Genomic DNA, 23,868 nt, shown 5'->3' with positions numbered 1-23,868 from the left:
CGGTCGCGGATCCTCGGTGTCGGGGGCGGTCGGATTGCCCTCCAGGGTATCGGGCCGCTCGAAGTGTGTGCCCCCGCCCGCCGAATCCGGCGCGGGCGGGGTCGCGGGTCAGGGTCTCACCGCAGCGCCTCCTCCAGCGCGCGGGCCAGGTCGCTCGCCTCCTCGTCCGGGAGCAGGCCGCCGTCCGGGCGGGTCACGTACAGGGTGTCGACGGCGTTGGCGCCCAGGGTGGAGACGTGGGCGCTGCGCACCCGTACGGCCGCGCCCTCCAGGGCCCGGCCGATGCGGTGGAGGAGGCCCGGGGCGTCCTGGGCGCGGACCTCGATCACGGTGGCGAGGCGGGAGTCGGCGGCGGCGACGGTGACGCGGGGCGGCGGGGCGGCCAGGCCCCGGCGGCGGGGGTAGGCGGCCTCGCGTTCGGCGAGGCGGGCGGGGATGTCGAGGGAGCCGTCGAGGGCGCGGACGAGGTCGGCGCGGAGCCGGGCGGCCTCGGGCAGGGAGCCGTACTCGGCGGCGACGCGCCAGGCGAGGACGAGGACGGAGCCGGAGCCGGAGCCGAGGCCGCCGGGGAGGTCGACGGCGCGGAGGTCGGCGGCGCGGACGGTGAGCCGGTGGAGGGCGAGGACCCCGGCGACGGCGGGGAGGACGCCGGGCCGGTCGGGCAGGGCGATGAGGAGTTCGACCCCGACGGGCTCGGGCTCCTCCTCGTCCAGGGGCTGTTCGTCGCGGGCGTGCAGGGCCAGGACCGGTTCGCCGGTGCGCAGGGCCTCGATCGCGAGGCGTTCCTGTTCGGCGCTGGGGGCGGCGGCCTCGGGGTCGGGCAGGGGTTCGCCCGCGAGGACGCCGGCGACCCGTTTGACCAGGTCGGCCACGAGCGAGGCGCGCCAGGAGGACCAGGCGGCGGGGCCGGTGGCGAGGGCGTCGGCCTCGGTGAGGGCGTGCAGGAGCTCCAGGGTGCCGAGGGTGCCGACGGCGGTGGCGACGGACTGCACGGTGGCGGGGTCGTCGAGGTCGCGCCGGGTGGCGGTCTCGACGAGGAGCAGGTGGTGGCGGACGGCGGTGGCGATGACGGCGGTGTCGGTGCGGTCGAAGCCGATGCGGGCGGCGAGGTCGCGGGCGATGGTCTCGCCGACGACGGAGTGGTCGCCGGGCCAGCCCTTGCCGATGTCGTGGAGGAGGGCGGCGACGAGGAGGAGGTCGGGGCGGCCGACGCGGCGGGTGAGGGAGGAGGCGCGGACGGCGGTCTCGACGAGGTGCCGGTCGACGGTCCAGGTGTGGACGGGGTTGCGCTGGGGCCGGCAGCGGACGCGCTCCCAGTCGGGCAGGAGCCGGCTGACGATCCCTTCGGCCTCCAGGGCCTCCCAGACGGGGACGGTGGCCTCGCCCGCGCCGAGAAGGGTGACGAGTTCCTCGCGGGCCTCGGCGGGCCAGGGCACCGGGAGGGGTCGGGCGGCGGCCGCGAGGCGGCGTACGGCGTGCGGGGAGATGGGGAGGGCGGACTGGGCGGCCGCGGCGGCGGCCCGCAGGGGCAGGACGGGGTCGCGTTCCGGCCGGGCTCCTCGGGCGAGGACGGCCTCGCCGTCCATCTCGACGACGCCCTCGGCGAGCGGGGTGCGTTCGACGGGGGGCTTCGTGCCGCCGCGGCCCAGGAGGGTACGGAGCCGGGGGCGGGCGGAGCGGGCCTTGAGGACGCGGTTGACCTCGCGCCAGGTGACGTCGGTGGCGTACGAGATGGTCCGGGCGGCCTCGTACACCTCGCGGAGCAGGGTGTCGGCGTCGAGGAGGCCGAGTCCGGCGGCGACGGCGTCCTGCTCCTGGAGGGCGAGCCGGTCGGTGGCGCGGCCGGTGGCGAGGTGGAGGGCGTCGCGGGCGTCGAGGAGGCGGCGGCGGGCGACGTCGAGGCCCTCGCGGGGGGCGTCGGCGAGCCAGGAGGCGGCGACGGCGCGCAGGACCTGGGCGTCGCGGAGTCCGCCCCTGGCCTCCTTGAGGTCGGGTTCGAGGAGGTACTGCAGCTCTCCCGCGCGCTCGGCGCGCTCCCGGCAGAGGGCGTCGAGTTCGGGGAGGCGCCGGGGTGCCTGGTCGCGCCAGTCGGCGAGGACGGCGGTGCGCAGGGCGGCGGCGAGTCCGGCGTCGCCGGCGACGGTCCGGGCGTCGAGGAGGCCGAGGTGGGCCTTGAGGTCCTCGCCCGCGGTGGCGCGGGCTTCGGCGGGGGTGCGGACGGAGTGGTCGAGGGCGAGCCCGAGGTCCCAGACGGGGTACCAGATCCGGTCGGCGAGGGCGGCGACGGCGGCCTTGTCGGCGGTGCCGTCGTGGAGCAGGAGGAGGTCGAGGTCGCTGCGCGGGGAGAGTTCGGCGCGCCCGTAGCCGCCGACGGCGACGAGGGCGGTCCCGGGGGGCGGTGCGGCGGCGGCGAAGAGGCCGGCCAGCCAGTCGTCGGTGAGCCGGGCCAGGGCGGCGCGGCGCGGCGGCCCGGGCCGCTCCTTCTCCTGGAGGAGGAGCAGCCGGGCCGCCGCGTAGCCGTCGGGTCCCGTTCCTTCGGTCGTGTCGCTCGTGTCGAGGTTCGTCACCCGGCGGCTCCCATCCGTGCTGACAGGCCGTGCGTGCGGGCCGTGCGTGCGGGTCATGCGTGCAGGCTGTGCGTACGGGCCGTACGTGCGGGCCGTGCGTACAAACCGTATGTGCGGGCCGTACGTGCGGACCGCGCCCGCAGGCCGTGCTTACAGTGCGTCCGGACCGCGCTCACCCGTGCGGACCCGTACGGCGGTCTCGACCGGCACGCTCCACACCTTGCCGTCTCCGATCTTGCCGGTCCGGGCGGCCTTCACGACGACGTCGATGAGCTGTTCGGCGTCCTCGTCCTCGACGAGGACCTCGATGCGGATCTTGGGGACCAGGTCGACGGTGTACTCGGCGCCCCGGTAGACCTCGGTGTGGCCGCGCTGGCGGCCGTAGCCGCTGGCCTCGGTGACGGTGAGGCCGTGCACGCCGAACGCCTGGAGGGCCTCCTTGATCTCGTCGAGCCGGTGCGGCTTCACGACCGCGGTGATGAGCTTCATGCGTCCACCTTCTTGTTCTCGCTCGGGACGGGCGTCGCCGGGGCGGTGGCGCGTCCGGTGATGCCGCCGCCGGCTCCGCTGAAGTCGTACGCGGTCTCGGCGTGCTCGACCTGGTCGATGCCGGAGACCTCGTCGTCCTCGCTGACCCGCATCCCCATCGTCCGGTCGATGATCAGGGCGAGGACCGCGGAGGCGATCAGGGAGTAGGCGAGGACCGCGAGGACTCCGACGGCCTGCTTGCCGAGCTGTTCGAAGCCGCCGCCGTAGAGGAGGCCCTTGGCGTCGGACTGGACGCCGCCGGTGGCGAAGAGGCCGACGAGGAGGGAGCCGACGACGCCGCCGACGAGGTGGACGCCGACGACGTCGAGGGAGTCGTCGTAGCCGAACTTGTACTTGAGGCCGACGGCCATGGCGCACAGGAGACCGGCGATCGCGCCGATGGCGATGGCGCCGAGCGGGGAGCAGGAGCCGCCGGAGGGGGTGATGGCGACGAGGCCGGCGACCGCGCCGGAGGCGGCGCCGAGGGTGGTGAAGGAGCCGTGGCGGACCTTCTCGTACGCGAGCCAGGCGAGCATGGCGGCGGCGGTGGCGACCTGGGTGTTGACGAACATCACGGCGCCGACGCCGTCGTCGTTGCCGAGCCAGGAGCCGGCGTTGAAGCCGAACCAGCCGAACCAGAGCAGGCCGGCGCCGAGCATGACCAGCGGGAGGCTGTGCGGGCGCATCGGGTCCTTCTTGAAGCCGACGCGCTTGCCGATGACGAGGATGACGCCGAGGGCGGCGGCGCCGGCGTTGATGTGGACGGCGGTGCCGCCGGCGAAGTCGATGACGCCCATCTCGAAGAGCCAGCCGCCCGCGCCCCAGACCCAGTGGGCGACGGGGAAGTAGACGATCGTGACCCAGAGGGTGACGAAGAGGGCCCAGGCGGTGAACTTGACGCGGTCGGCGAGGGCGCCGCTGATGAGGGCGGGCGTGATGACCGCGAACATCAGCTGGAAGACGGCGAAGACGTAGACCGGGATGGTGTAGCCGTCCCAGAGTTCGGTGATGCCGATGCCGCTGAGGCCGACGTACTCGGAGGACCAGCCGATCAGCGAGCCCGAGTCGGTGCCGAAGGCGACGCTGAAGCCGAAGAGCACCCAGAGGATCGTGACGATCCCGAGGCTGATGAAGCTCATCATCAGCATGTTGAGGGTGGACTTGACGCGGACCATGCCTCCGTAGAAGAAGGCGAGTGCCGGGGTCATCAGCATGACCAGGGCGGAGCAGATGAGCATGAACCCGGTGTTGGCTGCAGACAGCTCGGGGGCGTCTGCGGCCAGGGTCGTGATGGCTGGTGCCATCGGCGTCTCCTCGTCGTCGAATGCGGCCTGTGCGGGGCGGGGCCGGGGAGCGTCCGGCCTGAGGGGTGGCCGGTTATGAGCCAGAGATTCGCGCAGCGCGGTTTCCGCCGATGCCGCTCGATGTTTCGGCGCAGTGACGAAGGGGTGGGGCGTGTTACGCGGCCGTGAACGGCCGGTCGCGCCGAGGGGACGCCCGGGGGGCGGACCGGCCGCGCCGAGGGGACGCCCGCGGGCCGGTCCCGGGGGAGACGAGCCGGCCGCGCCGGGCGTCCGTGTGACCTTGCGGCGGGGGAGCCGAGTCGGGCTTTACGGGACGGCCGGCGCGGCCGGGGTCTGTGCGGGCCCCGAAGCGGGGCGGGGCCTGGGGCCCGGGAGGGGGTCAGACCGCTTCGGCGGCCTCGGGGAGGAGCTGGGTGAGCCGGTCGGTGAGCTGGACGACCTCGGCGACGTCGCTGTAGTTGCGGGCGGCGTGGTCGACGGTCTTGCGGAGCCGGGTGTTGACCCGCTCGGAGCGGATGCTGCGGGCGACTCCGAGGGCCTTCTCGGCGAGGACCACGGACTGCTCGGGCTCGCGCTTGAGCAGGTGGACGGTGGCCATGCCGATCAGGTTGAGCGCGTAGGACCGCTGGTGGTCGGGGTCCTTCTCGAAGAGTTCGACGGCCCGCTCCATGACGGGCTCGGCGAGCGAGGCGTAGGTCGGGGAGCGGCCGGCGACGTAGGCGAGGTCGCGGTAGGAGTGGGAGTTCTCGCCGTTGAGCTCGGCCTCGGAGAAGAAGCCGATCCAGTCGGGCTCGGGCTCGCCGTCGAGGCCGGCGTCGGCGAAGGTGTCCTCGGCCATCCGGACGGCCCGCTTGCACTTGGAGGGCTGCCCCATGTTGGCGTAGGCGCGGGCCTCCATCGCATACAGCATGGCCTGGGTGCGGGCGGTGGCGCAGTCCCGACTGCCGTACTGGGCGAGGTGGATGAGTTCGAGGGCGTCGTCGGGCCTGCCGAGGTGGATCATCTGGCGGCTCATGGAGGAGAGGATGTACGAGCCGAGGGGCTTGTCCCCGGCCTCCTTGGCGGCGTGCAGGGCGAGCACGAAGTACTTCTGGGCGGTGGGCTGGAGGCCGACGTCGTAGCTCATCCAGCCGGCGAGCTCGGCGAGCTCGGCGGCGCAGGTGAAGAGGCGCTTGGCGGTGGCGGCGGGCTGGGGCTCCTGGAGGAGGTCGGTGACCTCGTGGAGCTGGCCGACGACGGCCTTGCGGCGGAGTCCTCCGCCGCACTGGGCGTCCCACTTGCGGAACATGGCGGTGGTGGACTCCAGGAGGTCGAGCTCGACCTCGGAGAGCCGGTTGGGGCGGCGGGGGTCCACGAGGGGCTCGGGGCGCTCGACGTCGCCGACGGGGGTGGGGACGAGCCAGCGCTGCATCGGTTCGATGAGGGCGGGGCCCGCGGCGAGCTGGAGGGAGGAGCCGAGGAAGCCCCGGCGGGCGAGCATGAGGTCGCTGCGGGAGAACTCGCTGAGCAGGGCGACGGTCTGCGGGCCCGCCCAGGGCAGGTCGACGCCGGAGACGGAGGGCGACTGGTGGGCGGTGCGCAGTCCGAGGTCCTCGACGGCGACGACGGAGCCGAAGCGCTCGGAGAAGAGTTCGGAGAGGATCCGCGGGATCGGCTCGCGGGGCTGCTCGCCGTCGAGCCAGCGGCGCACGCGCGAGGTGTCCGTGGAGATGTGGTGCGCGCCCATCTGGCGTGCCCTGCGGTTCACTTGGCGTGCCAGTTCGCCCTTCGACCAGCCGCTGCGCACGAACCACGAGCCCAGCTGCTCGTTCGGGCGCTTGCCGGCAGTCGTACCGTCTGCGCCGTTGCCGCTCACTGGAACGCCCCCATCCACCTGAATACCTGTCGTCCGAACCCCTATCAGAATGCCGCCTCTCGCGGCACCCGTCCGACGTTCGTCCTCCTCCGAACGGGAAACCGGGTTGCCTCCGGCATACCCACGCACGCAAGCGGCCCCGGGGGTTCGAGTACCGAAAGTAACCCTACGATCACCTCTCCACGAGGGCGATTCAAGAAACGCCACCATTCGCCACCCCTTCGAATGAACTCGCCGCGCGTGGAACGCGATTCACTTGACATGCGACGAACCGGAGTCGGCGGACGGAAGCGCGGAGAGGCGCGCGCCAGGGTCCGCGCCACCCCGCTCACGACCGTGCGCCACACCCGGGTGACGGATCGTGACGAAGGGTGACGGCGGTGTTCCGGGTCGTAACCACCGGCGCGCTCTACCCGTTGGAGGGGGCATGGGTTTCACGATCGGCGGCATTCGTGAGATGCGGTCCGGCGCACGCCGCCGCGCACGCACCACGGAGTGCACAGCGGTGGCCGAGTACACGGGCCTGTGGGGCTGGGACGTCGTCCCCGGCGCGCGGGCCGTCTCCGGCCGGTGCTCGTGCGGGGATCCGGCCTGCGCGGCCCCGGGCGCGCACCCCCTCTCCTTCGCGGAACCGGTCCCGGCGGGCGCCGGCCTCGACGTCGCCACCAAGGCGTGGTCCGAGTACCCGGGCGCGACGCTGCTGCTCCCGGTCGGCCGGGCCTTCGACGTGATCGAGGTCGCCGAGGCCGCGGGCCGGCGGGCGCTGGTGCGCCTGGAGCGCATGGGGCTGCCGCTGGGCCCGGTGTGCGCGACCCCGACCGGCCGGGCGCGGTTCTTCGTCGCCCCGGGCGCGGCGGCGGAGCTGCCGCAGCTGCTGTACCGGATGGGCTGGGACGACGCCGATCTGGACCTGCACTGTCTGGGGCCCGGCTCCCACGTCACCGCTCCCCCGTCGGACCTGGGCGGGCTCGGGCCGGTGCGCTGGCTGCGGCCTCCGACGCTGGACACGGCGGGCGCGCCCCCGCAGGCCCGGCTGCTGCTCGGCACCCTGGCGTACATCTGCCACCGGACGTACTTCTAGCCCGTACGCGTTTTCGGCCCGCACGCGCGTGAGGGCCCCCGCCAGGAGATGGCGGGGGCCCTCACGCGTGCCGTACGGGGTGTCCGTACGAGGCGTCAGTCGCCGATCAGGGCGTCGACGAAGGCGTCCGGCTCGAAGGGCGCCAGGTCGTCCGGGCCCTCGCCCAGGCCGACCAGCTTGACCGGGACGCCCAGCTCGCGCTGGACGGCGACGACGATGCCGCCCTTGGCGGTGCCGTCGAGCTTGGTGAGCACGATGCCGGTGATGTCCACGACCTCGGCGAAGACGCGGGCCTGGATCAGGCCGTTCTGGCCGGTGGTGGCGTCGAGGACGAGGAGGACCTCGTCGAGCGGGCCGTGCTTCTCGACGACGCGCTTGACCTTGCCGAGCTCGTCCATGAGGCCGGTCTTGGTGTGGAGCCGGCCGGCGGTGTCGATGAGGACGACGTCGGCCTTCTCCGCGATGCCCTCCTTGACCGCGTCGAAGGCGATCGACGCCGGGTCGCCGCCCTCCGGTCCCCGCACGGTGCGGGCTCCGACGCGCTCGCCCCAGGTCTGGAGCTGGTCCGCGGCGGCGGCGCGGAAGGTGTCGGCGGCGCCGAGGACGACGGACTTGCCGTCGGCGACGAGGACCCGGGCCAGCTTGCCGGTGGTGGTGGTCTTGCCGGTGCCGTTGACGCCGACGACCATGACCACGCCCGGGGTGTCCTCGGGGCTCTCGGTCTTCACCGTGCGGTCGAAGTCGCCCAGGAGGGTGACGAGCTCCTCGCGGAGCAGGCCGCGCAGCTCGTCGGGGGTGCGGGTGCCGAGCACCTTGACGCGCTCGCGCAGCCGGTCGACGAGCTCCTGGGTGGGCGCGACGCCGACGTCGGCCGTGAGGAGGGTCTCCTCGATCTCCTCCCAGGTGTCCTCGTCGAGGTGCTCGCGGGACAGGAGCGTGAGCAGCCCCTTGCCGAGCGAGTTCTGGGAGCGGGCGAGCCGGGCCCGGAGCCGTACGAGGCGGCCGGCGGTCGGCTCGGGCACCTCGATCTCGGGGGCCCCGGGCTCCACGACGAGGGGCTCCTCGACGAGCGGCTCCTCGACGACCGTGGCCCCGGAGGCCTTCTCGGTGGGGAGCTCGACCTCCTCGACCGTGCGGCGTGGTTCCTCCCGCGGCGTCTCCGCCTCCTCGCCGACGTGCGGCTCGGCGGGCGGAGCGGTGATGGTCGGCGTGGTGGACGGCGGCTCGGCCGGCGGCAGCTGCTTCTTCTTGCGACCGCTGATCACGAGCCCGCTCGTCACGGCGACCGCGACGACCAGAGCGATGACTACAGCAAGGATGAGTTCCATAACCCGTCCAGTATCGGCCACGAAGGGGCGATGGGCGGAGCACGTACAGTGGGTGGTTCCCCCACATCTGTCCAACGGAGTACCCCCATGCCCCACGCCTCCGAAGCCGCAGGCACGACGCACGACGGCGCGATGGAGACCCGCGGTCTCGAACCCGTCCCCGACGCCGAGCGGACCGGCCGGGTCCGCGAACTGTTCCCGACCTGGGTCGCGGCCAACATCAGCGTGCTGCTGCTCACGATGGGCGCCGGTCTGGTCGTCTTCAACGGCCTGAACTTCTGGCAGGTCCTGACGGTGGCGACCGCGGCGCCGGTCCTCTCGTACGGGATCGTCGGTCTGATATCGATCGCGGGGAAGCGCGGCGGGGCGCCCGGCATGGCGCTGTCGCGGGCCGTGTTCGGTCAGCGCGGAAACCTTTTTCCCGGGGCGCTGATCTGGGTGGCCCGCTGGGGGTGGGAGACCATCAACGCGGTCACCGGCGCGTACGCGGTGCTGACCGTCCTCGACCTGCTCTTCGGCGTGAGGTCGAACACGCTTCTGATCGTGGTGACGCTGCTGCTCTTCGTGACCAGCACGTTCCTGGTGTCGGGCCTCGGGATCAACGCGCTGCGGATGTGCAGCAAGTGGTCGACGTACCTCTTCGGCGCCTTCTCGGTGCTCGTCCTCGCCCATCTCGTGGCCGGCACCGACTGGTCGGCGGTCTTCGACAAGCCGGCGGGTTCGACGGCGATGACGGTGGCGGGCATCGGCACGATCGCGGCCGGCGGCATCAGCTGGGTGCCCTCGGGTCCCGACTTCACGCGCTACCTGCCCCGGACGGCCTCCTCGCGGGCCGTGGTCGGCTCGACGGTCGGCGGCGCCGGGATCGTGGTGCTCCCGATGGTGCTGATGGGCGCGGTGATGGCGGTGTCCACGCCGGACCTGGCCTCGGCGCAGGACCCGGTCTCCTTCATCGGCGAGCTGCTGCCGATGTGGATCTCCGTGCCGTACCTGGTGATCGCGCTGATCGGGATGGTGCTGATCAACTCGATGTCGATGTACTCGGCCGGGTTCACGGCGCAGACCCTGGGCATCAAGGTGCCGCGCGCGGCGGCGGTGAGCGTGAACGCGGCGATCAGCCTGGTCTTCGGCTTCCTGCTGATGGTCGTGGCGACCAGCTTCATCGGCTCGTTCATCTCCTTCCTGACGCTGCTCGCGGTGGCGTTCTCGGCGTGGATCGGGGTCTTCGGCGTGGACATGATGCGCCGGAGGTCGTACGACGCGGCGGCGCTGATGGACACCACGAGGACCAGCGCCTACTGGTACCGGGGCGGTTTCGCCTGGCAGGCGATGACGGCGTGGGCCGTGGCGCTGGTCGTGGGCCTGCTGTTCACGAAGGTGGACTGGTTCGCCGGCCCGCTCGCCCCGTCCTGGATCGGTGAGAACGGTCTGGGCTGGGCGGCGACGATCGCGGTCGCCGGCGTGCTGTACGCGGTGCTGCCGCGCACGCCGGAGAAGGCGCCGGCGGCGCCCGCCGAGGTGCGCGGGACCGTTTCCATCTGACGCCACGTCAGCTAACGTCCCCCTTCCGCGCACCAGCGAAGGGGGACTTCCCATGCCGTTCAGCGTCGTACGGTTCAACCTCGTCGATCCCCGCGCGACCCCGGACTCCCTCTCGGAGCGCTACCGGGCGGCGCTCGCCATGGCCGCGTACGCCGACGAGCACGGCGTCGACACCGTGCAGACCGAGGAGCACCACGGGGTCGAGAACAACTGGCTGCCCTCCCCCTTCGCCTTCGCGGGCGCGGTCTTCGGGGCGACGCGCCGGATCGCGGTCACCGTCTCGGCGATCATCGGCCCGCTGCACGACCCGCTGCGCCTGGCCGAGGACATCGCGGTCCTGGACCTGCTGAGCGGCGGCCGGCTCGTGACGGTGGCCGGGATCGGCTACCGGCCGGAGGAGTACGAGGAGCGCGGGGTCGACTGGGGCCGGCGGGGCAGGCTCCAGGACCTGCTCCTGGAGACCCTGCTCGCGGCCTGGACCGGGGAGCCGTTCACCTATCGGGGCCGTACGGTACGGGTCACCCCGCGGCCCTTCACCCGGCCGCATCCGATGCTGCTGGTGGGGGGTTCGTCGCGGGCCGCGGCCCGGCGGGCGGCCCGGCTCGGGCTGCCGTTCTTCCCGAGCGCGCACCTGCCGGATCTCGAGGAGTACTACCGGGAGCGGTGTGCGGAGTACGGCACGGAGGGCTGGACGATGATGCCGGCCGAGGTGACCCCGCTGCTGCACCTGTCGGAGGACCCGGACCGGACCTGGGCCGAGCACGGCGGGCACTTCCTGCACGAGGCGCGGACGTACGCCTCCTGGCAGTCGAAGGACATCCGCTCGGCGGTGCGGTCCACGGCCACGACGGTGGCGGAGCTGCGGGCGGAGGGGGTCTACCGGGTGGTCACCCCGGAGGAGTGCCTGGCCCTCGGCCTGGAGGGTCCGGTGCTGCATCCGCTGTGCGGCGGGATGCCGGTCGAGGAGGGGTGGCGGAGCCTCCGGCTGTTCTGCGAGGAGGTGCTGCCGCGGCTCGCGGCGTGAACCGGCGGACCGCACGCTTCACGGCCCCGGACGGCGCACCGCCCCGGTCGCGGGCATGGGGCCCGCGACCGGGGCGGTCGTCGCGAGGAGAGGGGCAGCGGGGTTTAGCCCATCTCCTCCAACGCCTTGCCCTTCGTCTCCTTGACGTACCGCAGCACGAAGGGGATCGAGAGCACGGCGAAGACCGTGTAGATGATGTAGGTGCCGGAGAGGTTCCAGTCCGCGAGGGACGGGAAGCTGGCGGTGATGGCCCAGTTGGCGATCCACTGGGCGGAGGCGGCGACGCCGAGGGCCGCTGCGCGGATCCGGTTGGGGAACATCTCGCCGAGGAAGACCCAGACCACCACGCCCCACGAGAGGGCGAAGAAGAGCACGAAGACGTGGGCGGCGACGAGGGCCACGACGCCCTGGGTCTCGGGCAGTTTTCCGTCGACGAGGTCGGCGGAGAAGGCCCAGGCCTCGAAGGCGAGGGCGATCGCCATGCCGACGGAGCCGACGAGGGCGAGCGGCTTGCGGCCGACCCGGTCGACCAGGACCATCGCGATCACCGTGCCGATGATGTTGATGATCGACGTGGTGAACGAGTAGAGGAACGAGCTGGACGGGTCGATGCCGACGGACTGCCAGAGCGTCGCGGAGTAGTAGAAGGCGACGTTGATGCCGACGAGCTGCTGGAAGACCGAGAGTCCGATGCCCACCCAGACGATGGGCAGCAGCCTGAAGCGGCTGCCGGAGACGAACAGGTCCCAGAAGGTGGACTTGTGCTCGCGGCGCATGGCCTGCTCGATCTCGTCCACCCGGTGGTCCAGGTCGACGCCCTTGCCCTCGACCTCGGCGAGGACCTCCTTGGCCCGGTCGACCTTCCCGACGGAGATGAGGAAGCGGGGGGACTCGGGGATCGCGAAGGACAGCAGGCCGTAGAGGAGGGCGGGGACGACCATCACGCCGAGCATCCACTGCCAGGCCTCCAGGCCGCCGATCTCGCCGCGCTGTTCGCCGTCGGCGAGCTGGAGGATGCCGTAGTTGACCAGCTGGGAGATGGCGATGCCGATGACGATCGCGGCCTGCTGGAAGGAGCCGAGGCGGCCGCGGTAGGCGGCGGGCGCGACCTCGGCGATGTACGCGGGGCCGATGACGGAGGCCATGCCGATGGCGAAGCCGCCGATGATCCGCCAGAGGGCGAGGTCCCAGAGGGCGAAGGGCAGCGCGGAGCCGACGGCGCTGACGGCGAAGAGCACCGCCGAGATCTGCATGCAGCGGATGCGGCCGATGCGGTCGGCGATCCGGCCTGCGGTGGCGGCGCCGACGGCACAGCCGATCAGGGCGATGGCGATGACCTGGGCGAGGGTGCCGGAGCCGATGTCGTAGCGGTCCCGGATCGCCTCGACGGCGCCGTTGATGACGGAGCTGTCGTATCCGAAGAGGAATCCGCCCATGGCGGCGGAGGCCGTGATGAAGATGACGTGGCCGAGGTGGTCCGGGTGGGCGGCTCGGCCTTCGGAAGGCGGCGGCGTGGGCGCCTGCGCGGTGTCGGTCACATGGACTCCTCGGTGGGGGGCGAGCCCTTCCAGTGGCGCACAACTTCACGCCGCCCACCACGTGAAGGTAAAAGCAACGTTGCAGAGACTATGCCTTCAAGTTTCGAAGTCAAGAGGGGGCCTCCTTCCGTCACCAGAGGGCAACAAGCTCACTTGAGTTCAACTCTTGAATGTGATCTTGAAGAAACTCTCTAGCGGAGCCTTTGGCTGATGACCTTGGATACCCCGTCGCCCTGCATGGAAACGCCGTACAGCGCGTCCGCGACCTCCATCGTCCGCTTCTGGTGCGTGATCACGATCAGCTGCGAGGACTCCTGGAGCTCCCGCATGATCCCGATGAGCCGCTGGAGGTTGGTGTCGTCGAGCGCCGCCTCGACCTCGTCCATCACGTAGAACGGGCTGGGCCTGGCCTTGAAGATCGAGACGAGCAGCGCCACGGCGGTGAGCGAGCGCTCGCCGCCGGAGAGCAGCGAGAGCCGCTTGACCTTCTTGCCCGGCGGGCGGGCCTCCACCTCGACGCCGGTGGTGAGCATGTCGTCCGGATCGGTGAGGATCAGCCGGCCCTCGCCCCCCGGGAAGAGCCGCGAGAAGACGCCCTCGAACTCGCGGGCGGTGTCCCGGTAGGCCTCGGTGAAGACCTGCTCGACCCGCAGGTCCACCTCCTTCACGACCTGAAGCAGGTCGGTACGGGTCTTCCTCAGGTCCTCCAGCTGCTCCGAGAGGAACCGGTGCCGCTCCTCCAGGGCCGCGAACTCCTCCAGGGCCAGCGGATTGACCTTGCCGAGCTGGTGGTACGCCCGTTCGGCGGCCTTCAGCCGCTTCTCCTGCTCCGAACGGACGAACGGGCGCGGCTCCTCGGACCCCGGGTCCCCCTCCTCACCCTCGACCGCCGGCGGCGGGGGCACGGGCTGGTCCGGACCGTACTCGGCGACCAGGGCGGTCGCCTCCACGCCGAACTCCTCCAGCGCCTTCGCCTCCAGCTGCTCGATCCGCAGCCGCTTCTCCGCGCCGAGCACCTCTCCCCGGTGCACGGAGTCGGTCAGCTTGTCGAGCTCGGCCTTGAGGTCCCGGCCCCTGGCCCGGGCGGCCGTCAGGCCCTGCTCCCGCTCGGCCCGCGCCGCCTCGGCCGCCTCCCGCTCCCGCTCGGCGCGCTCCAGGGAGACCTCGACATGGGCCAGGAGGGCGCGGGCTCCCGCGGCGACCGCGCCCGCGACCCGCTCCTCGTGGCGCAGCCTGGCCCGGCGCTGCTCGGCACGCACGCGTGCCTCCCGTTCGGCGCGGGCGGCCCGGTCGAGCGAGTCGGCCCGTCCGGCGAGCCCCTTGACCCGCTCCTCGTGGGTGCGGACCTGGAGCCGCGCCTCCATCTCGGTCTGGCGCGCGTGGGCGCCGTCGATCGCGAGCCGGTCGCGCGTGGAGGTGTCGGGCTCGTCCTCGGCCGGCATCTCCTCGGCGACGAGGAGCCGTTCGGCCAGTTCCTCGGCTTCGGCGGTGGCCTTCTCCAGGGCTTCCTGGGCGCGGGCGGCGGCCGCCGCGGTCCGCTCGGCCTCCCCCGCCGCTCCCCTGGCCTGCCCGGCGAGCCTGCCGAGCCGCTGGGCGACGGCGGACCTCTCGCGCTCACCGGCGCGGCGGCGGGTGTCGAGCTCCTCGACGAGTGCGGCGGCGCGGCGCCGCCGTTCGGCGGCCTCCTGCTGCGCGAGCGCGAACTCCTCGCACCGCACGCCCAGTTCGTCGAGCTCGGCGGCGGCCTCGGCGACCGACGCCTGGACTTCGAGGAGGCTGGGCGCCCCGGCGGAGCCGCCGTGCGCGAAGTGCGCGCCGAGCAGGTCGCCTTCGGCGGTGACGGCGGTCAGCTCGGGTCGGGCCCTGAGCAGCTCGACGGCCTCGTCGAGGTCCCCGACGACCACGATTCCGGTGAGCAACCGGCGGACGGCGACCAGGACTTCGGCGGGTCCACTGACCAGGTCGGCGGCGTACGGGTGCCTTCCGGCCGCCGTCGGGGGCTCCGGCTCGGGGGCTCCGGCCAGGATCAGCGAGGCCCGGCCCGCGTCCTGCTTGCGCAGCAGGCGCAGGGCCTCGGCGGCGGAGGAGGGCCCGTCGGCGGCGAGCGCGTCGGCGGCGGCGCCGAGGGCGGCGGCGACGGGGATCTCGTGTCCGGGGGCGACGGTGAGGAGTTCGGCCGCCGGGCCGAGGAGTCCGCTGAGTCCGGCGGAGAGCAGCGCGCCCGTGCCGTCCTTGCGGCGCAGCCCGAGGGCGAGGGTGTCGTGCCGGGCCCTGGTCGCGGCGCGGCGGCGTTCGGCGGTGGCGGCGGCCTCGCGGGCGGCGCCGAGCGAGGCCTCCGCGTCGGCGAGTTCGCGGCGGGCGGCCTCGTACCGCTCGGCGTGCTCGGTGTCCTCCGCGTCGAGGCCGTCGACCTCGCCCTTGAGCTGCTCGTACTCCTCCTGGGCGGCGGCGGCCCGCTCCGCGGCCTCGTCCCGGGCGGCGGCGAGCCGGTCGATCTCGGCCCGGGCGGCCGCGGCGCGCGAGCGGGCCGCGTTGACCTGGCCGTGGAGCCGGGCGAGGCCCTCGCGCCGGTCGGCGATGGCACGGGCGGCGTCCTTGAGGCGGCGTTCCTCGGCGGCGAGCGCGCGCTCCAGGTCCGCGCGGTGGGCGACGCTGTCCTCCAGGGCGCGCTCGGCGGCCTCCAGGGCGGCTTCGAGCTCCGCCTCCTGTGCGCGGACGCGGGCGGCCTCGCGCTCCAGGTCCTCCGGGTCGCGGCCGCGGCGCTCCTCGGCGGGCGCGGTGGCGGCGCTCTTCACGCGCGCGTCGGCCAGGGAGACGGTGCCCCGCACGCGTTCGGCGAGCTGGGAGAGGTCGTACCAGTTCTGCTGGGCGCGCTCCAGGCGGGGCACGAGGGTGCGGGCCTCCGCCTCGAGGCCGGCTTCCTCGGCGAGGGCGGCGCGCAGCGCGGCCTCGGTGGCCTCCTTGCGGGCGAGCAGGGCCGCCTCGTCGGCGACCTCGGCGGCCAGCGCCGCCCGGAGCCGGACGAGGTCGTCGGCGAGGAGCCGGAGCCTGGCGTCGCGCAGGTCGGCCTGGATGACGACGGCCCGGCGGGCGACGGCGGCCTGCCGGCCCAGCGGCTTGAGCCGGCGGCGGAGCTCGTCGGTGAGGTCCTGCACGCGCGCGAGGTTGGCCTGCATCGCGTCCAGCTTCCGCAGCGCCTTCTCTTTCCGCTTGCGGTGCTTCAGGACGCCGGCGGCCTCCTCGATGAAGGCGCGGCGGCCCATCGGGTCGGCGTGCAGCACGGAGTCGAGCTGTCCCTGTCCGACGATGACGTGCATCTCGCGTCCGATGCCGGAGTCGGAGAGCAGGTCCTGGAAGTCGAGCAGCCGGCAGGTGTCGCCGTTGATCTGGTACTCGCTGCTGCCGCCGCGGAACATGATCCGGGTGAGGGTGACCTCGGCGTAGTCGATGGGCAGCGCGCCGTCGGAGTTGTCGATGGTCAGCGAGACCTCGGCGCGGCCGAGCGGCGGACGCCCGGTGGTGCCGGCGAAGATGACGTCCTCCATCTTGCCGCCGCGCAGCGATTTGGCGCCCTGCTCGCCCATGACCCAGGAGAGGGCGTCCACGACGTTGGACTTGCCCGACCCGTTGGGCCCCACGACGCAGGTGATTCCGGGTTCGAACCGCAGCGTGGTGGCCGAGGCGAACGACTTGAATCCGCGGAGGGTCAGGGCCTTGAGGTGCACTCATGCGACTCTACCGGGGCCCGTGCGTTTCACCCGTGATGACGTGGGGCAGATCCTCGGATGAGGAGGGGTGGGACGCGGGGGAAACGGCGGGTGAAAGGAAGAAGGGACGCCGAAGCGTCCCTTGCGTATCCAGCGGTCGTGCACGTGGGTCGTTCCGCACGACCAGCGAGGTGTCCGGCTGCGCCGACGAGAACGCTTTCCGCCTGGCCCCTGCGGGGCTGGGTTGTCAGGTGAGCGCGGGCTCTGCCTGGGATACGTCGAGGTCGATGCTGTTGAGCAGCGACTCTCCCTGGTGCTGAGCGGCGGCAGCGGCGAGCGTGTCGTTCTCGGACTGGATCCGTACCAGCTCGGATTCGAGGTCCTGGACGCGCTGCTGAAGCCGTCGCATCTCGGCGAGGAGTCGCGGGTCGGAGCCGCCGACGTATCCGAGAAGCGCCTTTGCCATGATGGATGGTCCTCCACAATGAGTGACCGACCGAAGCGGTGTGGGTCGTGAGGGATTCGCACCCGCGGTGCTCGGCAGTACTGCTTGTCGTGCCGGTTCCACTGCCAAACAGCTAAGGTGCGCGGGGCTTCCAGAGTCTCACCAAAAAGTTTGACGGTCAACACGATCACGCCCCGTTTGAAGGGCTGCCGAGGAGTCCACGGCCGCTCAGCGGGCGGCGGGGCCTTCGAACTCGGCGCGTCGGGGGCGTCGCGATCATCCTTACGGGGCAGCCTTGCACGACCGGCGCCAGATGGCAACCATCAGGTGCTTCGCTGGTCACACCCCTGTTACCGGGCGTCCGCCCGGTGCCGCTCTGGGTCACCGGGCGAGGTGTCGGAGCGTGATCGTCAGCGGATGGCGAAGCCGTCGTAACCGCCGCGCGGGGTGTCCCAGATCTCAGTGACGCCGTCCACGCGTCCGGGTGTGTCGTCGGAGTGAAGCCAGTCGAGCAGACGGTGGCAATTCTCACGCGGCCCCTCGGCCACCACCTGCACCCGGCCGTCGTCGAGGTTCAGGGCGAAGCCCACCAGGCCGCCGATCTCCAAGGCGTTTGCCCTGGTGAACCAGCGGAAGCCCACTCCCTGTACCCGGCCGCGCACCCAGGCGGTCATCCGTACGTCGTCGCTCATGGCTGCACGCTAACGGGCGGATTGCCAGATGAGCACATCGCCCCGGCTTTCCATCGCGTACAGTCCCGACCGAACGCACCTCACCCGTTCGGGCGTGTGCCGTTCGACTGTCCCCCCGGAACGGTACCGACAGCAAAGATCAGCAAAGCCCGGCGAAGAAGCAGCGAAGCCCGCGAAGACCAGCAAGAGGAAGGCAGAGCAGATGGGACGCCACCGTCGCTCCGGCGCCGCCCCCGCCGCAGAAGACTACGCGGCCGGTTCGGACCGCCCGCACCGGGGTGCCGCCCGCCGTCGGCGGCCCGTGCGCACCGGCCTGCTCGGCGCCTCCGCGGCGGTCGCGGTCGGCGCCGTCGCCGTCGCCTCGGGTCTGCTCCCGGGCGGGGACACGTTCACCGTCGGCAACGCCGGTACGAGCGAGCACCAGGTCCAGACCCGGCAGGCCCCGGAGCTGACGACGCAGGGCGGCTCCACGCGGTCCCCGATCGGCGGCTCGGACGGCGCGGTGGCGGGCGCGGGCTCCGGAAGGAGCAGCGCCCCCGCCTCCCCCTCGGCGGCCCCGTCCACGAAGCCGAGCCCGAAGGCCACCCCGAAGCCGACGCCGTCGAGGACCCCCTCGAAGACGCCGCCGAGGACGAAGGCCCCCGCCCCGAAGCCGGTGACGCCGAAGACCCCGGCCGCGCCCACGACGAAGGCGCCCGCGACGAAGGCGCCCGCGCCGAGGCCGGTCCCGACCACGGCGGCGCCGGTGGAGAAGCCCCGGGTCACCTCCACCGCCGACCGGGGCGAGGCCGCCGAGGCCGAGGTCTTCCGCCTGGTCAACACCGAACGCGCCAAGGTGGGCTGCACGCCGGTGCGCGCGGACGCGCGGCTCGCGGCACTGGCCGGCGCGTTCAGCGCGGACATGGCGGCCCGCGGCTTCTTCGACCACACGGACCCGGACGGCGACACCCCGTGGGTCCGGGCGGAGCAGGCGGGCATCTCGGGCATGGGCGGCGAGAACATCGCCCGCGGCCAGGTGGACGCGGCGGCGGTGATGGCCTCCTGGATGAACAGCGACGGCCACCGCGCCAACATCCTGAACTGCGACTTCACGACCATGGGCGTGGGCGTCGTCTTCGGCGACGGCGGCCCCTGGTGGACCCAGGACTTCGGGTACTGAGCCGGGCACCGCATGGGGAAGGGCCCCGACACCACGTGGTGTCGGGGCCCTTCCCCATGCGGGCGCGGGAGCGTCAGACGGCGGCCTTGCCGGCCGCGAAGGTGCGGGCGGTCCGGGCCACGCGGCGGCCGAGGTGTTCGGCGGTGGCGACGTCGGCCTTGTGGACGCCCTCCGGGCCGAGGTCGTTGTGGGTCTGGGCACCGGCGCCGGCGAAGAAGCCGAGGCGGTTGAGGTCGTTCTCGGAGGCCTCGCTGGTGTTCCAGCCGGGCTTCAGGCCGAGGTTGACCCAGGTCATGCCGTGCTGGCCGGCGAGGGTCTGGAAGAACTGCAGGGTGTGCAGCTTGTCGCCGCTCTTGGAGCCGGAGTTGGTGAAGCCGGCGGCGAGCTTGTCCAGCCAGGCGTCGGTGAACCAGCGCTTCGAGGTGGCCTCGGCGAACTGGTGGAAGGCGCCGGAGGCGGTGCCCATGTAGGTCGGGGAGCCGAAGACGATCGCGTCGGAGGCGTCGAGCAGTTCCCACTCGGCGTCGGTGATCTCGTCGACCTTGATCAGGTGGACGGTGGCGCCCGCGTCGGCGGCGCCGTCACGGACGGCCTCGGCCAGGACCGCGGTGTGGCCGTAGCCGGAGTGGTAGGCGATGGAGACGACGGGGCTGGTCACGGAAGGCTCCTCGAAGGGGGTGTACGGGTGATGACCAGAAGTAGAGCACTAACTTTTGGAAAGCGCAAGCGACTGGTTAGCGCACTCCTGCCAGTGAGCGCTGTGTCGGAGTACGGTGGAGGCATGACTGACGACCTCGCCTACGACGTGTTCGCGCGCGCCTGCCCCTCGCGCGGCACGCTGGAGCACGTGACGGGCCGCTGGGGCAGCCTGACCCTGGGCGCCCTGCACGAAGGGACGTTCCGTTTCAACGAGCTGCGGCGCCGGGTCGACGGCGTGAGCGAGAAGATGCTGTCGCAGACCCTGCACGCCCTGGAGCGCGACGGCCTCGTCCACCGCGAGGCCCAGCCCACGAACCCGCCGCGGGTCGACTACCGGCTCACCCCGCTCGGCCGCGAGGTCGCGGAGCGGCTGATCGGCCTGATCGAGCTGGTGGAGGGGCGGATGGACCAGGTCCTGACCGCCCGCGAGAACTACGACGCGGAGCGCGCCGGGACCGTCGCCGGGACCGTCACCGCCTGACGGATCAGACGGTGACGCGCGGCGGGCGCTGGCAGCGCGGGCAGAAGTAGCTGGACCGGTTCATCCAGGCGCGCCGCCGCATCGGCGTGCCGCAGCGGCGGCAGGGCTCGTCCTCGCGCCCGTAGGCGTCCAGCGAGCGGTCGAAGTACCCGGACTCGCCGTTGACGTTCACGTACAGGCTGTCGAAGCTGGTGCCGCCGGCGTCGAGCGCCGCGTTCATCACGTCCCTGACGTGCCCGAGGAGTTCGGCCGAGCGCGGCCGGGTCAGGGTGGCGGTCGGCCGGTCGTAGTGCAGCCTCGACCGCCAGAGCGCCTCGTCCGCGTAGATGTTCCCGACGCCGCTGATCAGCGACTGGTCGAGCAGGGCCCGCTTGATCGTCGTACGGCGCAGTCGCAGCGCGCCCTGGAAGGCGGCGTCGTCGAAGGCCGGGTCCAGCGGGTCGCGGGCGATGTGCGCGATGACGTCCGGGAGCCCGTCGGGGGTCTGGTCGTGGAGCGAGAGGCCGCCGAAGGTGCGCTGGTCGACGAAGCGCAGCTCGGTGCCGAGGGAGTCGTCGAAGCGGACCCGGATGCGCAGGTGCTTCTCGTCCGGGGCGTCCTCCGGCTGCACGAGGAGCTGACCGCTCATGCCGAGGTGCCCCAGGACGGAGGTCCCGGTCTCCGCCAGCGGCAGCCAGAGGTACTTCCCCCGCCGCCGCGCCCCCTCGAAACGCCGCCCCTTCAGCCGGGCCGCGAAGTCCTCGCCGCCCGCCGGATGGCGCCGTACGGCCCTGGGGTGCAGCACCTCGACCTCGGTCACGGTCCGTCCGGCGACCCAGCGCTCCAGACCGCGCCGTACGACCTCGACCTCGGGCAGCTCGGGCACGGGACTCCTCCGAAAGGGGTACGGGGTGGTCCGGCCAGCCTACCGCCCGGGGCCCCCGGAAACGGCTCCGCCCGCCCCTGGCGGGGGCGGGCGGGAAACGCTGCCGAAGGAGTGCGCGGGGCGCGGTCAGGCGGTGGCCGGGGTGGCCCTGTCCTTCCGGTCCTGCTCGCCGGCCGTGCCGGCGTCCGCCGCGGCCTTCGCCGCGGCCACGCGCTCGTCCGCGGCCGCGCGGATCGCGCGCCACGCGGACTCCGCCGCCTGCTGTTCCGCTTCCTTCTTGCTGCGGCCGGTGCCGGTGCCGTACGAGACACCACCGACGCGGGCGGCAGCGGTGAAGGTCTTCTCGTGGTCCGGGCCCTCCTCGGAGACGAGGTACTCCGGAACGCCCAGGCCCTCGGCCGCGGTGAGCTCCTGGAGACTGGTCTTCCAGTCCAGGCCGGCACCGAGGTTCGAGGACTTCTCGATCAGCGGGTCGAAGAGCCGGTGCACCAGCTCGGACGCCGCGTCGAGACCCTGGTCGAGATAGACCGCGCCGATCACCGCTTCGAGGGTGTCGGCGAGGATGGACGCCTTGTCCCGGCCGCCCGTGCCCTCTTCGCCCCGGCCGAGCCGGATGAAGGAGCCGAGTTCGAGGCCGCGCCCGACCTCCGCCAGCGCACGCGAGTTGACCACCGCGGCCCGCAGTTTGGCCAGTTGGCCTTCCGGCAGGTCGGGGTGGGTGCGGTACAGCGTGTCCGTGACCACCAGGCCGAGCACGGAGTCCCCGAGGAACTCGAGGCGCTCGTTGGTGGGCAGGCCGCCGTTCTCGTACGCGTACGAGCGGTGGGTCAGCGCACGCACCAGAAGGGCGGACTCGAGCTGATACCCGAGCCGCCCTTCCAGAAGCGTGTGGGACGAGGCTGCGCTGATGCTCTCAGACATCGTGCCTCTCACCAGCCACTCAGACCGAGAGGACCTGGCGCTTGTTGTAGGTGCCGCAGCTCGGGCACGCGATGTGCTGCAGCTTCGGCTCCTGGCAACGCTCACACGAAACCAGGGTGGGGACCGCAGCCTTCCACTGCGACCGGCGGTGGCGCGTGTTGCTGCGCGACATCTTCCGCTTCGGAACAGCCACGGCTACTTCTCCTGCTTCTCGGCGGCGCTTCGGACGTCCCCGTCAGAGGCTTTGCCGCTCATGTTGTCCTTCTCATCGGTTCCCAGCGAACCGGCGAGTCCCTGCAGTGCCGCCCAACGGATGTCGACGGCTTCATGGTGGTGGTCCGGGTTCTCGTTCAGGTTGGTTCCGCACTCGGAACACAGACCCGCACAGTCCTCCCGGCACACCGGCTGCATCGGCAGTGCGAGCACCACCGCATCACGCAGCACGGGTTCGAGGTCGAACATGCCGTCCTCGAGGGGGATCATGTCCTCGTCGTCCTCGGCTTCGTCGTCCGCGGCCGCCCTGGAGCGGCCCCGGTCGTCGGAGTCGGGGTACGAGAACATCTCCTGGAAGTCCACGTCGAGCTCCAGCTCGACGGGCTCCAGACACCTTACGCACTCCCCCTCGGCCGATGCACGGGCGGTGCCTGTGACAAGCACCCCTTCCATGACCGACTCAAGACGGAGATCGATTTCCACCGGAGAGCCCTCGGGCACTCCGATCACTCCTTCGACGCCGAGGTTCGCGGGGGCCTCGACCGAACGCGAGAGCCGCTGCAGGGCGCCAGGACGCCGCCCCAGCTCGTGCGTGTCGAACACGAGGGGGTTGCGGTGGTCGAGGCGCGTGCTCAGGGCTCTTCCTGCTTTCGGATCGTTCTGCGGCGTGGGAGGAGGCTGCCGGACGTGGGCAGCGTGGATCGCGGACATAGCGCGACCGAACAGCCAGGATACTGGACGCTTCGCCCAGGGCCCAATCCGGGCTCCCGTCGCTCACTACCCCTGTTCGTACCGGCGCAGCTGCTCCAGGTCGATCATGCTCGTGTCGAAGAAGCTGGTCTCGTCGAGCGCGGCGGCCTGCTGCGGCTGGTGGGGCTGGGCGTGGGCCTGGCCCCGGGGGTCGTACTGCGGCTGTTCGTAGCCGTACTGCCCCTGGTACGCGTAGGGGTCCTGCTGCGGGTAGCCGTACGCGTCCGTCTGCTGCTGGTACGCGTAGGCCGGGTCCTGCCCGGGCTGCTGCGGGTAGCCGTACGGGTCGGGCTGCTGCGCGGGGATCTGCGGGGCCTGCGCCGGCTCGGGGTCGGAGAGCTCGGCCAGCCCGGCGAGGTAGTCCGCGTCGCTGGTGTGGACCGTCCCGCCGAGGCCGTCCTGCGCGGCCATGTGCTCGCCGAGGGCATCCGTGGCGATCCGGCCGTGCAGCTTCTGCCGGCCCCGGCCGACGGCCTCCAGGGTCTTGGCGAGGACGGCCTCGAAGGCGCCCAGCTTCGCGTCCACGTACTCGTCGGCCCGCTGGATGAGGGTCTGGGGGTCGGCGCTGTACTCGGGGGCGTCCGCGTCGGCGTAGCCGTCCCGGTCGAGGCCCGGGCCGCGGCCGAGGAGCTTCTCGCGCCCGCGGTCGACGGAGCCGATGGTCTTGTTGAGGACGACCTCGAAGTTGGCGAGCTTGGAGTCCACGTAGTCGTCGGCCTCGGCCCGCACCTCCTCGGCCTCGCGGCGGGCCTCGGCGAGGATCCGGTCGGCCTCCTCCTGGGACTCGCGGGCGACCTGGGTGTCGGAGACGATCGAGCCCCGCTCGGCGTGGGCGGCCTCGATGATCCGCTCGGCCTCCTGGCGGGCCTGCTCGACCATCTGCTCGCGGCCGCCGATCAGCTCCTGGGCCTGGGCCAGGGAGCCGGGCAGCGCCTGGCGCACCTCTTCGAGCAAGGCGAGCAGCTCGGCGCGGTTGACCACGCAGGATGCCGACATGGGCATGGAGCGGGCGCCCTGCACGGTCGCGACGATCTCGTCGAGCTTCTTCTGCACGTCCACCTGGTGCTCGCCACTCTCTACAGCTGGATGGAGACGGACGGGACGACTGTAAGGGCAGTCGGCGCCCGCCCGACACCAGGTGACGGAGCGTCAGCGGCGGTGGCCGCGCG

20 protein-coding genes are annotated in these 23,868 nt (G+C 72.5%); 5 read left to right on the top strand and 15 right to left on the bottom strand.

Going from position 1 to position 23,868, the window contains the following annotated elements:
* Window positions 1-116: 116 nt before the first annotated feature.
* The 4 genes from IE180_RS28305 to nsdA form a co-directional block, all read right to left on the bottom strand.
* Window positions 117-2,567, bottom strand: coding sequence for a [protein-PII] uridylyltransferase (locus IE180_RS28305; protein WP_190159799.1), 2,451 nt, complete (start codon window positions 2,565-2,567; stop codon window positions 117-119).
* A gap of 150 nt (window positions 2,568-2,717) precedes the next feature.
* Window positions 2,718-3,056 carry a P-II family nitrogen regulator gene (locus IE180_RS28300; RefSeq protein WP_015036464.1) on the bottom strand — a complete coding sequence of 113 codons (339 nt, stop codon included), beginning with the start codon at window positions 3,054-3,056 and terminating at the stop codon, window positions 2,718-2,720.
* A complete protein-coding gene (locus IE180_RS28295; protein ID WP_190159798.1) occupies window positions 3,053-4,399 on the bottom strand; it encodes an ammonium transporter in 1,347 nt (448 codons plus the stop codon). Before IE180_RS28295 ends, IE180_RS28300 begins: the two co-directional genes overlap by 4 nt.
* A 379-nt stretch (window positions 4,400-4,778) precedes the next feature.
* The gene (nsdA, locus tag IE180_RS28290; protein WP_190159797.1) at window positions 4,779-6,254 is read right to left on the bottom strand and encodes a transcriptional repressor NsdA; all 1,476 of its coding nucleotides are present in this window, start codon (window positions 6,252-6,254) and stop codon (window positions 4,779-4,781) included.
* A 427-nt stretch (window positions 6,255-6,681) separates the two neighbouring features.
* Here nsdA and IE180_RS28285 point away from each other — a divergent pair, with 427 nt between their 5' ends.
* Window positions 6,682-7,335, top strand: coding sequence for a bifunctional DNA primase/polymerase (locus IE180_RS28285; RefSeq protein WP_190159796.1), 654 nt, complete (start codon window positions 6,682-6,684; stop codon window positions 7,333-7,335).
* Between the two features lie 95 nt (window positions 7,336-7,430).
* Here the strand turns inward: IE180_RS28285 and ftsY are convergent, their stop codons facing one another.
* Window positions 7,431-8,663: a signal recognition particle-docking protein FtsY gene (gene ftsY, locus IE180_RS28280; protein ID WP_190159795.1), complete on the bottom strand. Its 1,233-nt coding sequence runs from the start codon at window positions 8,661-8,663 to the stop codon at window positions 7,431-7,433.
* Window positions 8,664-8,750: 87 nt separating this feature from the next.
* Here ftsY and IE180_RS28275 point away from each other — a divergent pair, with 87 nt between their 5' ends.
* Both IE180_RS28275 and IE180_RS28270 read left to right on the top strand, forming a co-directional pair.
* On the top strand, window positions 8,751-10,205 hold the full coding sequence (locus tag IE180_RS28275) for a cytosine permease (RefSeq protein WP_190159794.1): 1,455 nt from the start codon (window positions 8,751-8,753) through the stop codon (window positions 10,203-10,205).
* A 52-nt stretch (window positions 10,206-10,257) separates the two neighbouring features.
* Window positions 10,258-11,229 carry an LLM class flavin-dependent oxidoreductase gene (locus tag IE180_RS28270; RefSeq protein ID WP_190159793.1) on the top strand — a complete coding sequence of 324 codons (972 nt, stop codon included), beginning with the start codon at window positions 10,258-10,260 and terminating at the stop codon, window positions 11,227-11,229.
* 104 nt (window positions 11,230-11,333) lie between these two features.
* On the opposite strand, the gene IE180_RS28265 is transcribed toward IE180_RS28270, so the two are convergent.
* From IE180_RS28265 to IE180_RS28250, 4 genes are all read right to left on the bottom strand, one after another.
* Window positions 11,334-12,767, bottom strand: a complete 1,434-nt coding sequence (locus IE180_RS28265) for a sugar porter family MFS transporter (protein WP_190159792.1) — start codon at window positions 12,765-12,767, stop codon at window positions 11,334-11,336.
* Between the two features lie 191 nt (window positions 12,768-12,958).
* Window positions 12,959-16,492 (bottom strand): chromosome segregation protein SMC, encoded by a 3,534-nt coding sequence (smc, locus tag IE180_RS28260; protein WP_190159791.1) that lies wholly within the window; start codon window positions 16,490-16,492, stop codon window positions 12,959-12,961.
* 229 nt (window positions 16,493-16,721) lie between these two features.
* Window positions 16,722-16,940 (bottom strand): hypothetical protein, encoded by a 219-nt coding sequence (locus IE180_RS28255; protein WP_190159790.1) that lies wholly within the window; start codon window positions 16,938-16,940, stop codon window positions 16,722-16,724.
* A 389-nt stretch (window positions 16,941-17,329) separates the two neighbouring features.
* On the bottom strand, window positions 17,330-17,611 hold the full coding sequence (locus IE180_RS28250; protein WP_030690661.1) for an acylphosphatase: 282 nt from the start codon (window positions 17,609-17,611) through the stop codon (window positions 17,330-17,332).
* 202 nt (window positions 17,612-17,813) lie between these two features.
* Here IE180_RS28250 and IE180_RS28245 point away from each other — a divergent pair, with 202 nt between their 5' ends.
* A complete protein-coding gene (locus tag IE180_RS28245) occupies window positions 17,814-18,770 on the top strand; it encodes a CAP domain-containing protein (protein ID WP_190159789.1) in 957 nt (318 codons plus the stop codon).
* Window positions 18,771-18,843: 73 nt separating this feature from the next.
* On the opposite strand, the gene IE180_RS28240 is transcribed toward IE180_RS28245, so the two are convergent.
* On the bottom strand, window positions 18,844-19,428 hold the full coding sequence (locus IE180_RS28240) for a flavodoxin family protein (protein ID WP_190159788.1): 585 nt from the start codon (window positions 19,426-19,428) through the stop codon (window positions 18,844-18,846).
* A 123-nt stretch (window positions 19,429-19,551) separates the two neighbouring features.
* On the opposite strand from IE180_RS28240, the gene IE180_RS28235 reads away from it, so the two are divergent.
* Complete coding sequence (locus IE180_RS28235) at window positions 19,552-19,950, top strand: winged helix-turn-helix transcriptional regulator (RefSeq protein ID WP_190159787.1); 399 nt, start codon at window positions 19,552-19,554, stop codon at window positions 19,948-19,950.
* A 4-nt stretch (window positions 19,951-19,954) separates the two neighbouring features.
* Here IE180_RS28235 and mutM read toward each other — a convergent pair whose 3' ends face one another.
* The 5 genes from mutM to IE180_RS28210 all read right to left on the bottom strand — a co-directional run bounded on the left by mutM (window position 19,955) and on the right by IE180_RS28210 (window position 23,758).
* Window positions 19,955-20,815 carry a bifunctional DNA-formamidopyrimidine glycosylase/DNA-(apurinic or apyrimidinic site) lyase gene (mutM, locus tag IE180_RS28230; RefSeq protein WP_190159786.1) on the bottom strand — a complete coding sequence of 287 codons (861 nt, stop codon included), beginning with the start codon at window positions 20,813-20,815 and terminating at the stop codon, window positions 19,955-19,957.
* Window positions 20,816-20,941: 126 nt separating this feature from the next.
* Window positions 20,942-21,736, bottom strand: a complete 795-nt coding sequence (gene rnc, locus IE180_RS28225) for a ribonuclease III (protein WP_190159785.1) — start codon at window positions 21,734-21,736, stop codon at window positions 20,942-20,944.
* A 19-nt stretch (window positions 21,737-21,755) separates the two neighbouring features.
* Window positions 21,756-21,929, bottom strand: coding sequence for a 50S ribosomal protein L32 (gene rpmF, locus IE180_RS28220; RefSeq protein ID WP_015036448.1), 174 nt, complete (start codon window positions 21,927-21,929; stop codon window positions 21,756-21,758).
* Window positions 21,930-21,931: 2 nt separating this feature from the next.
* On the bottom strand, window positions 21,932-22,660 hold the full coding sequence (locus IE180_RS28215; protein WP_229860985.1) for a YceD family protein: 729 nt from the start codon (window positions 22,658-22,660) through the stop codon (window positions 21,932-21,934).
* A 66-nt stretch (window positions 22,661-22,726) separates the two neighbouring features.
* Complete coding sequence (locus IE180_RS28210) at window positions 22,727-23,758, bottom strand: F0F1 ATP synthase subunit B (RefSeq protein WP_190159784.1); 1,032 nt, start codon at window positions 23,756-23,758, stop codon at window positions 22,727-22,729.
* Window positions 23,759-23,868: the final 110 nt, after the last annotated feature.

The sequence above is a fragment of the Streptomyces litmocidini genome, assembly GCF_014649755.1.
Classification (GTDB): domain Bacteria; phylum Actinomycetota; class Actinomycetes; order Streptomycetales; family Streptomycetaceae; genus Streptomyces; species Streptomyces litmocidini.
Note: the sequence above shows the minus strand (reverse complement) of the source record. Positions and strands in the feature narration are given on the sequence as shown.